The sequence below is a fragment of the Brevundimonas sp. M20 genome, from assembly GCF_006547065.1.
Classification (GTDB): domain Bacteria; phylum Pseudomonadota; class Alphaproteobacteria; order Caulobacterales; family Caulobacteraceae; genus Brevundimonas.
Window position 1 is genome coordinate 2,741,130 of the sequence record NZ_CP041243.1, and the last position, 13,325, is coordinate 2,754,454.

Sequence of the window (13,325 nt, forward strand, 5' to 3'; positions counted from 1 at the left end):
TCAGTCAGCCTTCGGTCCGGCGGCCTTGCGGGCGTCGCGGTACAGGACCCAGCCCGGCAGGGCGAACAGCAGGAACAGGGCGGCGGTGCAGACGCCCAGATAGGCGATCGGCTGGCGCACCAGCACACCCAGCGCCACCGCCGCGACCCACCCGCCGAGGGCGACGGCCAGCATCCAGCCCTTCTTCTTCAGCATCCAGGCGACGTACCAGGCGGCGGCCTGAAGGGCGAAGACGATGGCGGCGTAGTAGAGCCAGACGGCGAAGTCCTGATCGCGCCAGGCGCCGACCGCGAAGACGATCACGACGGCGGAGTTGGCCATGCCGGAGGCGCTGAAGGCGGCGCTGGTGACGCGCGAGGCCAGCGGCCCGCGATTGCCCGCGCCGGTCTTGCGGTCCCGCAGGATGGCCCAGGTCAGGATGGCCAGAAACGTCCCGGTGATCCCGACCACGAACAGCAGGTTGGCGAGGTCCGGCCAGCGGATCACGCCGAAGACCTGACCGATGTGGAACAGGCACTGGAGCCCGTACAGCAGCCCGCCCGCGAGGTAGCAGACGGCGAGGGTCATCGGGACGCCGCCGCCACCGCCGCCCTCGACGATGGAGCGCATGAAGGCGAGGTCGTCCTCGGGCGAATGCAGGCGGGGCTTGGCGGGCATGGCGACTCTCTCCGAACCGGCTCATCCATCGGGTGGACGAGCCGGAAGGGGTTGGCAAGCTATTCGGCAGGCAAGACGGCGGGATCGGCCGCCGGACGGCGCCAGGGGATGCGGCGGCCGTTCAGCCATTTGCCCATGAAGCCGTGGCGGACCGTCAGCTCATAGGACAGCAGGCAGACGGCGAAGACGCCCAGCGACACCCCGATCAGCTTGGCCCACCAGGGCGCGGGCCAGTCCTGCATCCAGACCTGGGCCAGCATGATCAGCGGCAGGTGCAGGATGTAGACCCAGTAGGAGGCGTCGGCGAGGTAGCGGCGCACCGGGCTGTGGCCCGACAGGAAGCGCAGACACAGGGCGACGGCGGCCAGAGCCGAGCTGAAGACCGCCACGGCGACGACGGCGGTGGCGATGGCCTTGGCCTGCGTCGGCTCGGCCATCGGCGTGATCACCGGACCGCCGGCGAGGATGTAGCTCCACACGCCCGAAACCACGGCCAGCACCAGATAGACGGGCCACCCGCCGGCGAGGCGGTCCAGCAGGTCGCGGCGGCGATCCAGCAGGAAGCCGAGCGCGAAAGCCGAGCCGAAGCCGACCAGGGCGGCGGTGTGCGGAACCAGCCCGGCATCGGGGGTCGGGACGGCGAAGAAGGCGATCCACTTCGGGTCCAGCCAGAAGGCGACGGCCAGAGGCGCGGCCAGCACGAAGGGCGTCCACCAGCCGATCAGGACTCCGGTCAGACGGTCCACGGCCCGGCCCCAGCCCCCGCTCCGGTCCAGCGCCGCGAAGGGGGCGCGCAGGATCAGGGTCGCCAGACAGAACAGGGTCAGGACGTAGAGGAACCAAAGATGGGTCAGCGGGAGGTTGGTCCAGTCATAGGTCGGCGGCGGGGGCGGCTCGGCGCCGGGGACGACCCAGCCCTGAACATGGGCGTTCCAGACCAGAGCCGTGACGATGCCCGCCATGACCGGGAACCAGAAGGCCAGCAGCGGGCCGGTGATGCGGACGGCGCGATCCTTCGCGAAGCCCAGCCAGCCCTTCCGGGCGATCATCATGTGGGCGAACAGGCCCGCGATCAGGAAGAAGGCGGTCATCCGGAACAGGTGGATGGCGAAGAAGACCCAGGCTGCGCCGATGGAGGTGTTCTCGTCGGCGACGATCCAGATCTGCTGCGGGAAGAAGGACAGGCTGGCGTGCAGGACGACGCCCAGCAGCAGGGCGCCGCCTCTCAGGGCGTCGAGGCCGGGCAGGCGCTCGGTCGGATGGGTGGACATGACGGGGCTCCCCTCGTTGATAGCGCCGATCTACGACAGACTTGTTTGAATTGCAAACTTGTTCATTAACAGTTCCGCGATGAGATGGGCGAGGAAGGGTGGGGTTTGGGAAATATCCAGCCAAAACAGTCGGCTGCGCCGTCCTCGGCCCGGGTCCGTAGACGGGTGAGACGGTGGAGACGGATGCAAATACACCGTCTATCCCGTCTATGTCGTCTATGCCGTCTATGGGTTTTGGGTGCAGGCAGCAGGCAGCAGGCAGCAGGTTATCAGGTGGGTGCGTCAGAATTGGACGTATCCTGCCGCTGCTATCGTCATCCCGACGAAATTCGGGATTCAGCGGCGCGCGAGAGCGCGAAGCTGTCGGGAGCGTCGGCGCCACACGTCAGAGATCGGATTTCGCCGCCGTCGCGGCGCCGCTGGGTCTCGGGGTTCGCTCTGCGAGCGCCCCCGGGATGACGATAGCGGGTGAGGACAGCTATCGGACCTGTTCACCGAGGCCATGACCCGGTTTGACTTCCCTGCCCGTCAGCCTAGCCTGAGGGGATGTGCGGATTGTCCGAACAGGGCCGGTTGCTGAACCACGCGGGACGCCTCGTCGCAGGCGATTGACCCGGGAGCGATGACGCGTGTCGCGCTTCCGGGTGACGCGACCTGTTCCCCCTGAGGCTTGCGCCCGACGAAACGCGGCGGCCTCGACACATCGAGATAATCCCATGACCACCCGCCCCTCCGGCGCCGCGCCCGCGCGCCTGCCCGCCATCCATCTGAGCGCATCCGACCACGCCCTGTTGACCACCTTCGTCGGGGAGACCGAGGCCGAGGGCGTCGCCAGCCTGTTGCAGCAGGAACTGGCGCGCGCCCATGTGCACGGCCACGGCCGCCGACTGCACACCGTCGGCCTGAACTGCTGGGTCCACTACACCGACGAACGCAGCAGCCGGACCCGCCGGGTCAAGATCGTGCCCCCCGCCGAGGCCGACATTGATGCAGGCCTGATCTCGCCCCTGTCCCACGTCGGGTCCGGGCTGCTGGGCCTCGCGCAGGGCCAGTCGATCCGCTGGCCCGATCCGTCTGGCCGCGTGCGCGTGCTGACCCCGGTTCTGATCGAGGACTGCGAAGCACCGATCTGAGGCGCGCAAACAGAAAGGGCCGGGGATCGCTCCCCGGCCCTCCTGTTGGTTGGACGTCAGGTTCAGTGAACCGTCGGCGTCGAGACGGCGGCCTCTTCCGGAGCCGGGGTGATCGGCACGGAGACCGACGGGCCCGAGTTGGGGAAGTTGTCCTCGTCCCGGTTCGGGGCGATGCCCTTCTCCAGCAGGTCCTTGATCTCCTGACCCGACAGGGTCTCGTACTCGAGCAGGGCCTGGGCCAGCTTTTCCCAGTCGTCGTTCTTCTCGGTCAGGATCTCGCGGGCGCGGGTCTCACCGGCCTCAATCAGCTTGCGGACCTCTGCGTCGATCATCTTGGCCGTCTCGCCGGAGATGTTGGTGCTCTGCGAGACCGAGTGACCGAGGAAGACCTCCTGCTGGTTGCTCTGGTAACGGACGCGGCCGAGGGTTTCGGACATGCCCCATTCCATGACCATGGCGCGGGCCAGACCGGTCGCCTGCTGGATGTCGCCGGACGCGCCGTTGGTGACGCGCTCGGGGCCGAACTTCATGATCTCGGCTTCACGACCGCCGAACATCATGGCCAGCTTCGAGACGCACCATTCGCGGGTGTACGAATAGCGGTCGCCTTCCGGCAGCGACATGACCATGCCCAGGGCGCGACCGCGCGGGATGATGGTCGCCTTGTGGATCGGATCGTGGCTGGGGACGTTCAGGCCGACGATGGCGTGACCGGCCTCGTGATAGGCGGTCAGCTTCTTCTCTTCCTCGTTCATGGCCATCGACTTGCGCTCGGCGCCCATCATGACCTTGTCCTTGGCGTCCTCGAAGTCGCGGTGGGTGACCATTCGACGGTCCTTGCGGGCCGCCATCAGGGCCGCCTCGTTGACGAGGTTGGCCAGGTCGGCGCCCGAGAAGCCCGGGGTGCCGCGCGCGATGGTCTTGACGTTGACGTCGGCGGCCAGCGGCACGTCCTTCATGTGGACGCGCAGGATCTTCTCGCGACCGGCGACGTCGGGGTTCGGCACCACGACCTGACGGTCGAAGCGGCCCGGACGCAGCAGGGCCGGGTCCAGAACGTCGGGACGGTTGGTGGCGGCGATCAGGATGATGTTCTCCGACGCCTCGAAGCCGTCCATCTCGACGAGCAGCTGGTTGAGGGTCTGCTCGCGTTCGTCGTTGCCGCCGCCCAGACCGGCGCCGCGATGGCGACCGACGGCGTCGATTTCGTCGATGAAGATGATGCAGGGCGCATTCTTCTTGGCCTGTTCGAACATGTCGCGGACGCGCGAGGCGCCGACGCCGACGAACATTTCAACGAAGTCCGAGCCGGAGATCGAGAAGAAGGGCACGCCCGCCTCGCCCGCGACGGCGCGGGCCAGCAGGGTTTTACCCGTACCGGGAGGGCCGACCAGCAGGGCGCCCTTGGGGATCTTGCCGCCCAGCCGCTGGAATTTGCTGGGGTCCTTGAGGAAGTCGACGACCTCCTGCAGTTCTTCCTTGGCCTCGTCCACGCCGGCGACGTCGTCGAAGGTCTTGCGACCCTTGTGCTCGGTCAGCAGCTTGGCCTTGGACTTGCCGAAGCCCATGGCGCCGCGGGCGCCGCCCTGCATCTGACGCATGATCAGAATCCACAGGCCGATGATCAGGATGAAGGGCAGCAGACCGATCAGGGCGCTGACCCACCATTGCTGGCGGGTGTTCTTGACCTCGACCGTGGCGCCGCGTTCGGCGATGCTGTCGATCAGCGACGCGTTCGGCAGCGAGGTGACGACGGTGACGACCTTGTCGTTCTTCAGCGTGGCCTTCACGGTCTCGCCGGCGACTTCAATGCTGGCGATCTGGTTGGCGTCGCGGACGCGGAGCAGTTCCGAATAGCTCATCTGTTCGGGCCGCTGGTTCGCCCCGGCGGCGGCGGCCCCGGTGGTCGGCAGGGCGCCGGTCCGGCTCAGGGCCATGTAGCCCGCCGAGACCAGCAGGACGATGACGCCGAAGATGGCCAATGTGCGCAGATTCATTCTTGTCTCGTTTCCCTGAAACGCGCGGGCGTTTCGTTACGCATTATGTTGTCACGCAGAAAATAGGTGCTTCCGGGGCGGCGCGCCATGCGTGTTCGCATCCGGATCCTGTTCATGCGTCATTCCGTCCAGCGCCCGGGCCAGTCTCGCTTCGACAAGGGCGTGCGCCTTGAACGCGCTTCCTGCAAGAAGCGGGGCGCCCGGATCGTTCCGGATCAGCACAGGCCGCCCGGCGCGCGCCGCCGCAGGAAGGGGCTGCAGCCGTGCGCGATCCGCCCCGGACAGCGCCGCCAGACGCCCGACGGCGGCGGTCGCGAACCAGCCGGGTTCCGGCGCGGTCAGGGCCCAGCGGCCGTCCCAGACGACCTCGACGCCCGGCGGCAGAGGCAAGGGAGCCCGATCCTCACGTCGGTGTTCGCCGGGTTCGCGCATCACCAGAACCTCGTTCCCGTCCGCCTGAATCCGGGCGCCGACCAGAACGGCGGTGAAGCGTTCGCCGGTCCTCAGCCGATCACCGACACCGACGAGCCGGTCACCGCGTGGCGGACGCTCGCCCCCGCCCGCACAGACCAGGGCGGCGGCCAGGGCGCGGGCCGAGACCTCGCGGGACAGGCGAATGACATCATCGCGGACCTCCAGCACGCCCCCGGTCGCGCCCAGTTCAGGGACAGTGGGGGCGACGACGCCTGCGGCCAGAGCCTGACGGGCGCGGGAGCGGGCGAAGCGGCGGTCGGCGTTGGCCGGGTCCTCGATCCAGTCCGCGCCACGATCCCGCAGCCAGTCGCGCAGCTCCTCCCGGCGGGCGTCCAGCAGGGGACGGAGCAGCATCAGGCCGCGCCCCTCGGGCCAGACGGGCGACGGCGACCAGTCGCGCAGCCGCCCGAGCGTGGCCCCTTCAGCCCGCATGATCTCGCCCTCGGCCACATCGTCAGCGGTGTGGGCGAACAGGATCACGCCCGCCCCGGCCTCACGCGCCGCGTCGGCGATCAGGCGGTGGCGGGCGGTCCGGGCGGCGGCGGGCAGGCCGGTGGGAGGCTTGTCGCCCGTCCAGAGCAGACCGCGCCAGTCGGCGCCCGCGGCGCGGGCCGCCTGCCCCGCCCGGCGGGTCCAGTCAGCGCTGTCGGGGTTGAGGCCGTGATCGACGGTCAGGGCCAGCAGGGGGCGGCCCCGCGCGCCGGCCCAATCGGCGACCAGATGCAGCAGGGCGACGGAGTCCCCGCCGCCGGACAGGGCCAGGGCGACGGGGCGCGGGTCATCAGCGCACAGCCGGGCCGTCAGGCGGGCCTCGGCCCTGATCAGCCAGTCAGGCGCGGGCCGGGTCAGCCGGGACGCCGGGCCGGCGGACGGGCCGGAGTGGCGGCGGGCGCGCGGACGGGGGCGCAGGCGAAGCGGGTCCCCATCTCCGTCGCCCGCGTGCGCTGGGCGGCGCTGGCCGTGGCGGCGTAGCGGTTGGTGAACTCGTTCAGGGCGCCGCAGGCGTCGGTCTTGCGATCCGCCGAGTTCAGGGCGTTGACTAGCTCAAGCGTGGTCGCGGCGGCCCAGGTCGTGGTCGGCCAGCCGCGCAGGGCCGACGAATAGGCCCGAATGGCGTTGTCGAAGTCGCCATCGGAGACGCGCAGGTCGCCGATCCGGCTGAAGGCCTCGCGGGCCTGCGGGCTGTCCGGCCAGGCGAGGGTGACGGTCTGCAGGGCGCGGTCGCCCATGGCGGGATCGGTCGCGGCCAGCCGCACGGCGGCGGCCAGATCGCGCGCCGGATCGCCAGTCGGCGAGGTGTTGGAGATCGGCGAGTTCAGCTCGTTCTCGCGGGCGGCGGCCTGCTCCATCGTGCGGATGCGGCCTTCGGCGTCGCGCAGACGAGTCCCCAAGGCGGCGTTGTCGCGCTTGCCCTCGTCGATGGCGAAGGTCAGGCGCTCGATGTCGGCGTTCACACGCTGGACGGTGGACTCCAGATCCTGCAGGCGGCGGTTCATCAGATCGACCCGGCCCTGCAGGGCGATGACCTCGGGGTCCGGCTCGACCAGCACGGGCTGACCGGAGGCGTTGCGCTGGGTCACGGCGCGCTCGAGGCGGCGGACGTTGCGATCCAGCTGATCCAGACGTCGCTTGTCCCACTGGATGGGCTCCATCGGCGTGGTCTGGGCCACCACCGTGGTCGTGCCGGCGATCATCACGACACCGATGACGGTGACGAGCGTCTTGCGGGAGCGGAGCGAGGTCGGGAGCTTGAGCATCAGGTTAGGTTCCACCGATTTGGGGCGCTCGCAAGGCGATCAGACGCCCACCGCCAGATACACGATGGCCGTGATGAACAGGCCGATGACGATGAAGCAGAAATTCTGCAGCAGAACGAAGCGCCAGATGGTCGAGAACCAGCCGAGTTCGTAACCGCCCTTGAGCTGGGCGAACTGGTGAACGGGCATGCCGAAGATGAAGGCGAACCAGGCCAGGGCGCCGAGCGCCGGATGGATAAAGCCCAGGCCGATGGCGATCAGGCCCGCCATCACCGCGAAGGTCAGGGAGTACAGGACGAAGACGCCGTGGTCATAGAGGGTCGTCTTGCGGCGCCACAGGAACAGCACGGCCATGAAGGGGATCGACAGCGGCACCAGCAGGAAGGCGAATTTGTAGAAGGTCTGCTGGATTTTATAGACGGCCAGATCGGGGTTCATCAGCTTCTTGGCGGTCTTCCGGACATTCTTGCCCGCCTTCGGATCGGCGTAAATCCGGGCCGCGATGTCGTGGACGTTGGCCTGCCAGCTTCCGGGCGTCAGGCCGTCCGGGCGGGGCTGCCCCTGGGTGGCGGCCTGATCGGCGACACTGGCCATCACATTGTCGGCGACGTCCAGAGCGACCTTGTCCGCCGTCGTGGTCGCTTCGGCCCGGGCCGCGGCGATCTCGCGACGACCTTCCGCGAACCCTTCGGCCCCCTCCGCCGCGACAGACGGGTCCGCCGGGCGGAAGGTGGCCTCGGGCATGTGCACGAAGCTGAGGGCGAAGAAGGTGATGAAGACCGTGAACAGGAAGATGGCCAGCGGCGAGACGTAACGGGTCCGTTTGCCGTGGATCCACTCGCGCGTCAGCTTGCCCGGATTGAAGGCCAGAAGCGGCAGGGTGCGCCAGATGCGGGCGTCGAAATGCATGACGCCGTGCAGGACTTCCTCGCCGAGGTGCAGCAAGGTGCGGTGGACGTGGGTCGGCTGGCCGCAGGTCGAGCAGAAATTGCCCGAGGTTTCGGACCCGCAATCGGCGCAGGTTCCGGTGTGATCGTCGCCCGCCTTGCCGGTCGGCTTCTCGATCGCCCCGGCGATCAACCCCCCGGTGACGGCGCCGCCCGCAGCCTCGATATCCATGCCACTATCCCCTGTCCGGCACCCCACCGGAATCGGCCCGAACTTTGATCATCGGACCGTCAAAAGAAAAGGGGCGCCGGTCGGCCCGACGCCCCTTCCCTGTCACTTTTCAGCGTCGGATCAGCGCGTGGCGCCCGATACGATGGCGGTGTGGGCGTTGCGGTTGCGCGCCCAGGACTCTTCCGACGAGCCGGCGGCGATCGGGCGCTCCTTGCCGTAGCTGATGGTGTCGATGCGGGCGGCCGAGATGCCGCGCTCGATCAGATAGCTGCGGACCGACTCGGCGCGGCGGGCGCCCAGGGCCAGGTTGTACTCGCGGGTGCCGCGTTCGTCGGCGTTGCCTTCGATGCGGACGGTCACGCCCGGGTAGCGCTGCAGCCAGGCGACCTGGGCGTCGAGGCGAGGATAGGCCTCGGCGCGAACCGTGTAGCTGTCGAGGTCGAAGTAGACGCGGTCGCCGACGTTGACGACGAAGTCCTGCTCCGAACCGGGAGCCGGGGCGCCGATGTTGCCGCCGGTGATCGGACCGGGGTTCGACGGGTACTGGGGGTTGGTCGACGACGGCGGCGGCACTTCGCCGGCGCCGGTCTCAACCGGACGCCGGGGGGTGCAGGCCGCGATGGCGGTCACGGCCACACCGACGGCGGCCAGGCGGACGAGGGTCGAGGTCTTCATCATCTGGGTCATCTCCGGGTCGCAGGGGCCGCGCCCCTATTTAGCTTTGCTGTACAAGGTCGTTACTGTCGCGCCAGTCTTTTCACCAGACACGATAACGCGGGATTGAAGCCAAAGGCTCCGCTTGTGATCCGGAGCCTGTCGGCTTCTGACATCGATCAGGCCGGACAGGCGTCCGGACCGCTGGCGCCGATGCGCACCGGCTGGGCGTCGAGCAGGGGGGACCAGGCCGGATCGGTGCCGCGCCCGCCGTAGCCGGCCTGATTGACCACGCGGCCCGACAGATCGACGGTCCAGAGGCGGGTATCGCCACCCGGCGTCTGGCGCGCGAACATGATGTAGCGGCCGTTCGGCGCCCAGGACGGGCCTTCCTCGAAATAGCTGGACGACAGGATGCGCTCGCCCGAGCCGTCGGTGTTCATCACCCCGGTCGAGAAGCGGCCTCCGGCCTGTTTGGTGAAGGCGATCAGATCGCCGCGCGGGCTCCAGGTCGGGGCGGTGTAGAGGCCGCCGCCGCGCGAGATCGGCCGCTGGCCCGAACCGTCGGCCCGCATGGTGTAGAGGCGCGCGCTGCCCGAACGGTCCGAGGTGAAGACGATCTGGCTGTTATCCGGGCTGAACGACGGCGAGGTGTCGATGCCCGGATCGCTGGTCAGGCGGCGAACCTGACGGGTCGACAGGTCCATCACATAGACGTCGGTGTTGCCGTTGCGGATGATCGAGAAGGCCATCTTGGCGCCGTCGTTCGAGAACCGCGGGGCCAGCACCTGACCGTCGAACTCGCCCAGGCTCTCACGGCGCTGGGTGGCGAGGTTGAACAGGTAGATGCGGCTGTAGTCCTTGCCGAGCGCGACGTAGGTGATCTCGTTCGGATCGCTGAGCGAGAAGCGGGGCGACATGATCACCTCGTCGCCCTGCGTCAGATATTCCGGATTGTAGCCGTCCTGATCCGAGATCGCGAGGCGCGAGACGCGGTTCAGCTGGGTGCCGCTTTCCGAGACGAAGACCACGCGGCTGTCGAACAGGCCGGTCTCGCCGGTCATGCGCTGATAAACCAGATCGGCGATCTTGTGCCCGATCCGGCGCCACTGCTCGGGCGTGGCGGTGAACTGGTACGAGACCAGCTGGCACTGACGATAGGGGTCATAAAGGCGGAAGCCGAAGTCGTTGCGGCCGTCCGGACGCGGGGTGACCGAGCCGTACAGCACGGCCTGCGCGCCGATGGAGGTCCACTGCGGGAAGTTCGGCGCATTGGCCAGCGTCAGACCGGTTTCGACGAAGGAGGCCGGGTCCAGCGGCTCGAAATAGCCGGTGCGGCGCAGGTCGGCGCGGATGACGCCCGACATGTCCGATCCGTACTGGCCGTTGAAGTCGGCGACGGCGATCTGGAAGGCGCGGATGCGGCCCTGATCCACGATCAGCTCTTCCTGCTGCGGCTGGGGCGTCTGGGCCATGGCCATCCCCGGCAGGACAGCCGCAAGCGCGGCAGCCGAAACCATCAGAACTTTCAAACGCATCGAGACCTCCAGGTCGGGTTGGTTTGGGACCACTCTGGCCCCGGCCTGTCACCGGAGCCAGCTTGGGTGTGATTGAGGCGACTTTCAGGCCCACGGCCTCAACAGTCGGTTTCCGTCAGCGGTTCGCGCACATGTTGGCGGTGCGGAACGAGAAGGTGATTTCCTGCTGTTCATAGCCGGGGGGCATCTGGAAGGGCGCCGTGGCGCGGATCGCCCGTTCAACGCCGTCGGCGATGGCCCGGTTCGAATGGGTCGCGCGCGCGGGGCCGACGAGGCGGCCGCGCTCATCCAGCGTCACCCGAACGGGGATAATCGCATCACGCCCGCCGGGCAGATCGCACGGGACGTCCCAGTTGTCATAGATCTGGCCGATCAGCGACTGAAGCGAAGCCTGACCGAGCGTGCGCGGCGCATTGCCGGTCGCGCCGCCGCCCGTCGCCGGGGGACGGCGATTATTGTTCGGGCTGGGGTTCAGTCGGCCGGCGTTGGCGTCGGGGTTGAAGCCCGGTGTGGGCTGCGGAGCCTGCGGACGCGGCTGGGGCTGATTGCGCGGCGGCTGGGGCTGGGTGCGCGGAGGCTGAGTACGCGGAGGCTGGGGCGTGGGCTGCGGCTGGGGACGCGGCGGCGTCGGGCGCGGCGTGGGCGTCGGGCGGGGCGTCGGCGGCGGAGGCGTCGGCTCGGGCGGCGGCGGCGTGGGCTCGGCGGTCGTTTCGACCGGCGCGCTGGCCACGTCCTCTGTGATCAGGTCCTCGCTCGGGTTCAGCGGCGCGGCGCCCAGCACTTCGACCTCGGACACGACCTGCACCGGCACGGAGGAGTCGCTGGGCGGCGAGGCCGGCGGCTTCGCCGTCAGCAGGGCGAGCGCGATCAGGCCCGCGATGCCCGCGTGGACGACGACAGAACCGATGATGGCGACGCCGCTGGAACGATCCACGCCGTCAGCCCTCCCCCGGAGCCGCGGAGGTGTCGGTGATGAGGTTCAGCTTGGTGAAGCCTTCCGACGACAGGCGCGCCATCACGCGGGCGACCGCCTGATAGGGCGCGCGACCGTCGGCGCGGACGAAGACCGGCTTCTCACGCGAGCCGACGCCGCCTTCCTGCGTCACGCGCAGGACCAGTTCGTCCCAGTTCACGGGGCTTTCGCCGACGAAGATCTCGCCGTCCCGCTTGATGGAGATGGTGACCGGCTCGCTGGTCGTGTCCACCGAACTGGCCTCGGTCTTCGGCAGCTCCAGCTCCACCCCGGTCGTCAGCAGGGGCGCCGAGATCATGAAGATGATCAGCAGCACCAGCATGACGTCGACCAGAGGGGTAACGTTGATCTCACTGAGGGGACGCTTGCGCGCCCGGCGGCGACCGCGGCTGTGACCGCCCCCGCCTGCTCCACCCATGGCCATGGCTCAGGCCTCCCGGCGCGGATCGGCCGCCGGGGTCGAGCCCAGACGGCGGGCGACGGCGGCCTGAAGGTCGTCGGCGAAGCTCTCCAGACGGCCGGTGAACTTGCCCGCGTCGATCGAGAATTTGTTGTAGGCCATATAGGCAGGGATGGCGGCGAACAGGCCGATGGCGGTGGCGAACAGGGCTTCCGAGATCGCCGGAGCCACGGTCGTCAGATTGGTGTTGCCCGCGCCGGCGATGGCTCCGAAGGCGTTCATGATGCCCCAGACCGTACCGAACAGGCCGATGAAGGGCGAGGCGGTGGCGACCACCGACAGCACGCCCAGACCGTTCTCGACGCGCTGGCTTTCACGGGCGATCAGGCTGTCGAGCGCGCGGTCGATGCGCGAGATCAGCAGGCCCGCCTGGGCGTCGGACGTCTGACCACGCGTGCGGGCCTCGCGCCAGTCGCTGAGCGCGATGACCAGCATGCGCGGCAGGGGATGGGCCGGGTTCGGCCCGGCCTGCGCCGCGATCTCTTCCAGCGAACGGCCGGACCCGACCGCGTCCTCGAAGGCGTTGGCCTGACTGTTGAGCGAGGCGAAGCTGATGGCCTTGCCGATGATCACCGTCCACGACCAGACGGACGCGATCACCAGTCCGACCATGACGCCCTGCACGACGATATCGGCCTCGAGGAAAATCTTGATCGGGTTCAGCATCGAGTGATCGGCGGCGATGGTCATTCAGGCGTCCTTCCGTGTCCGTCCCTGTGCACCGGACGGGCGTGGCGGTTCTGTGGCGAGTCAGGTGTCGTCAGGCGGTTTAGCCCCCTCTTAGCGACACGGTCACGCTTGTGCACATGACAGGTTCGCTATCGCGGCGATGTTCGCCTGTGAGGCTATTCCGGGCGACGGGCCGGGCTGTTGGGCTGCACCGCCACCGACACCGGAGCCCCGACGCTGATGATCACGCCCTCGTGGCCTTCCTTGGCGATGGAATAGGTCGCGGCGTCGCGCAGAAGGATGTCCTCGCAGGTTCGGTCGCCGGGACGACCGAGATCGGCGCAGCCCTGTTTGGCGGCGTCAGCCCAGCCGCGCACACGCCGGGTGGCGGCCTCGGCACGACTGATGGCCGCCTCGTCCTCGGCCTTGGCCTGGGCGATCAGGGCCTGACGGGCGCCCTGCTGGTATTGCAGCTCGGCCTGACCGGCCATCTTGCGCTCCCAGACCTTGTAGTGCGGACAGCCGACGAGGCCGCCGCCAACGCCCAGCACCACCAGCAGGCAGATGACGATCAGGGCTGTCCATCCCTGACGTTCGGAGAGTTGGGTGCTCGAAGCCATGTC

13 protein-coding genes are annotated in these 13,325 nt (G+C 68.7%); 1 reads left to right on the plus strand and 12 read right to left on the minus strand.

The window, feature by feature from the left end:
- Together FKQ52_RS13490 and FKQ52_RS13495 are read right to left on the minus strand one after the other, a co-directional pair.
- Window positions 1–657 (minus strand): hypothetical protein, encoded by a 657-nt coding sequence (locus FKQ52_RS13490; protein WP_141627658.1) that lies wholly within the window; start codon window positions 655–657, stop codon window positions 1–3.
- 59 nt (window positions 658–716) lie between these two features.
- Complete coding sequence (locus tag FKQ52_RS13495; RefSeq protein WP_141627659.1) at window positions 717–1,928, minus strand: acyltransferase family protein; 1,212 nt, start codon at window positions 1,926–1,928, stop codon at window positions 717–719.
- Window positions 1,929–2,644: 716 nt separating this feature from the next.
- On the opposite strand from FKQ52_RS13495, the gene FKQ52_RS13500 reads away from it, so the two are divergent.
- A complete protein-coding gene (locus FKQ52_RS13500; protein ID WP_141627660.1) occupies window positions 2,645–3,061 on the plus strand; it encodes a GreA/GreB family elongation factor in 417 nt (138 codons plus the stop codon).
- Between the two features lie 62 nt (window positions 3,062–3,123).
- On the opposite strand, the gene ftsH is transcribed toward FKQ52_RS13500, so the two are convergent.
- From ftsH to FKQ52_RS13550, 10 genes are all read right to left on the minus strand, one after another.
- On the minus strand, window positions 3,124–5,058 hold the full coding sequence (gene ftsH / locus FKQ52_RS13505) for an ATP-dependent zinc metalloprotease FtsH (RefSeq protein WP_141627661.1): 1,935 nt from the start codon (window positions 5,056–5,058) through the stop codon (window positions 3,124–3,126).
- A 51-nt stretch (window positions 5,059–5,109) separates the two neighbouring features.
- On the minus strand, window positions 5,110–6,441 hold the full coding sequence (gene tilS / locus FKQ52_RS13510; RefSeq protein WP_370451064.1) for a tRNA lysidine(34) synthetase TilS: 1,332 nt from the start codon (window positions 6,439–6,441) through the stop codon (window positions 5,110–5,112).
- On the minus strand, window positions 6,378–7,289 hold the full coding sequence (locus tag FKQ52_RS13515; RefSeq protein ID WP_141627663.1) for a tol-pal system YbgF family protein: 912 nt from the start codon (window positions 7,287–7,289) through the stop codon (window positions 6,378–6,380). The genes tilS and FKQ52_RS13515 overlap by 64 nt, the downstream gene beginning before the upstream one ends.
- A 39-nt stretch (window positions 7,290–7,328) precedes the next feature.
- Window positions 7,329–8,408, minus strand: a complete 1,080-nt coding sequence (locus tag FKQ52_RS13520) for a DUF3667 domain-containing protein (protein ID WP_141627664.1) — start codon at window positions 8,406–8,408, stop codon at window positions 7,329–7,331.
- A 120-nt stretch (window positions 8,409–8,528) separates the two neighbouring features.
- A complete protein-coding gene (gene pal, locus FKQ52_RS13525; protein ID WP_141628380.1) occupies window positions 8,529–9,083 on the minus strand; it encodes a peptidoglycan-associated lipoprotein Pal in 555 nt (184 codons plus the stop codon).
- A gap of 158 nt (window positions 9,084–9,241) precedes the next feature.
- On the minus strand, window positions 9,242–10,600 hold the full coding sequence (gene tolB / locus FKQ52_RS13530; RefSeq protein WP_141627665.1) for a Tol-Pal system beta propeller repeat protein TolB: 1,359 nt from the start codon (window positions 10,598–10,600) through the stop codon (window positions 9,242–9,244).
- A 115-nt stretch (window positions 10,601–10,715) separates the two neighbouring features.
- Entirely contained in the window at window positions 10,716–11,534 is an 819-nt protein-coding gene (locus FKQ52_RS13535; protein WP_141627666.1) for a TonB C-terminal domain-containing protein, read from the minus strand.
- A gap of 4 nt (window positions 11,535–11,538) precedes the next feature.
- The gene (locus FKQ52_RS13540; RefSeq protein WP_141627667.1) at window positions 11,539–11,997 is read right to left on the minus strand and encodes an ExbD/TolR family protein; all 459 of its coding nucleotides are present in this window, start codon (window positions 11,995–11,997) and stop codon (window positions 11,539–11,541) included.
- Window positions 11,998–12,000: 3 nt separating this feature from the next.
- Window positions 12,001–12,723 carry a protein TolQ gene (tolQ, locus tag FKQ52_RS13545; RefSeq protein ID WP_141627668.1) on the minus strand — a complete coding sequence of 241 codons (723 nt, stop codon included), beginning with the start codon at window positions 12,721–12,723 and terminating at the stop codon, window positions 12,001–12,003.
- Between the two features lie 155 nt (window positions 12,724–12,878).
- Window positions 12,879–13,322, minus strand: coding sequence for a hypothetical protein (locus tag FKQ52_RS13550; protein ID WP_141627669.1), 444 nt, complete (start codon window positions 13,320–13,322; stop codon window positions 12,879–12,881).
- Window positions 13,323–13,325: the final 3 nt, after the last annotated feature.

Coding starts and splice junctions, on each gene's coding strand:
- FKQ52_RS13490 (WP_141627658.1), bottom strand. CDS start 657: ATGCCCGCCAAGCCCCGCCTGCATTCGCCCGAGGACGACCTCGCCTTC.
- FKQ52_RS13495 (WP_141627659.1), bottom strand. CDS start 1,928: ATGTCCACCCATCCGACCGAGCGCCTGCCCGGCCTCGACGCCCTGAGA.
- FKQ52_RS13500 (WP_141627660.1), top strand. CDS start 2,645: ATGACCACCCGCCCCTCCGGCGCCGCGCCCGCGCGCCTGCCCGCCATC.
- ftsH (WP_141627661.1), bottom strand. CDS start 5,058: ATGAATCTGCGCACATTGGCCATCTTCGGCGTCATCGTCCTGCTGGTC.
- FKQ52_RS13515 (WP_141627663.1), bottom strand. CDS start 7,289: ATGCTCAAGCTCCCGACCTCGCTCCGCTCCCGCAAGACGCTCGTCACC.
- FKQ52_RS13520 (WP_141627664.1), bottom strand. CDS start 8,408: ATGGATATCGAGGCTGCGGGCGGCGCCGTCACCGGGGGGTTGATCGCC.
- pal (WP_141628380.1), bottom strand. CDS start 9,083: ATGAAGACCTCGACCCTCGTCCGCCTGGCCGCCGTCGGTGTGGCCGTG.
- tolB (WP_141627665.1), bottom strand. CDS start 10,600: ATGCGTTTGAAAGTTCTGATGGTTTCGGCTGCCGCGCTTGCGGCTGTC.
- FKQ52_RS13540 (WP_141627667.1), bottom strand. CDS start 11,997: ATGGCCATGGGTGGAGCAGGCGGGGGCGGTCACAGCCGCGGTCGCCGC.
- tolQ (WP_141627668.1), bottom strand. CDS start 12,723: ATGACCATCGCCGCCGATCACTCGATGCTGAACCCGATCAAGATTTTC.
- FKQ52_RS13550 (WP_141627669.1), bottom strand. CDS start 13,322: ATGGCTTCGAGCACCCAACTCTCCGAACGTCAGGGATGGACAGCCCTG.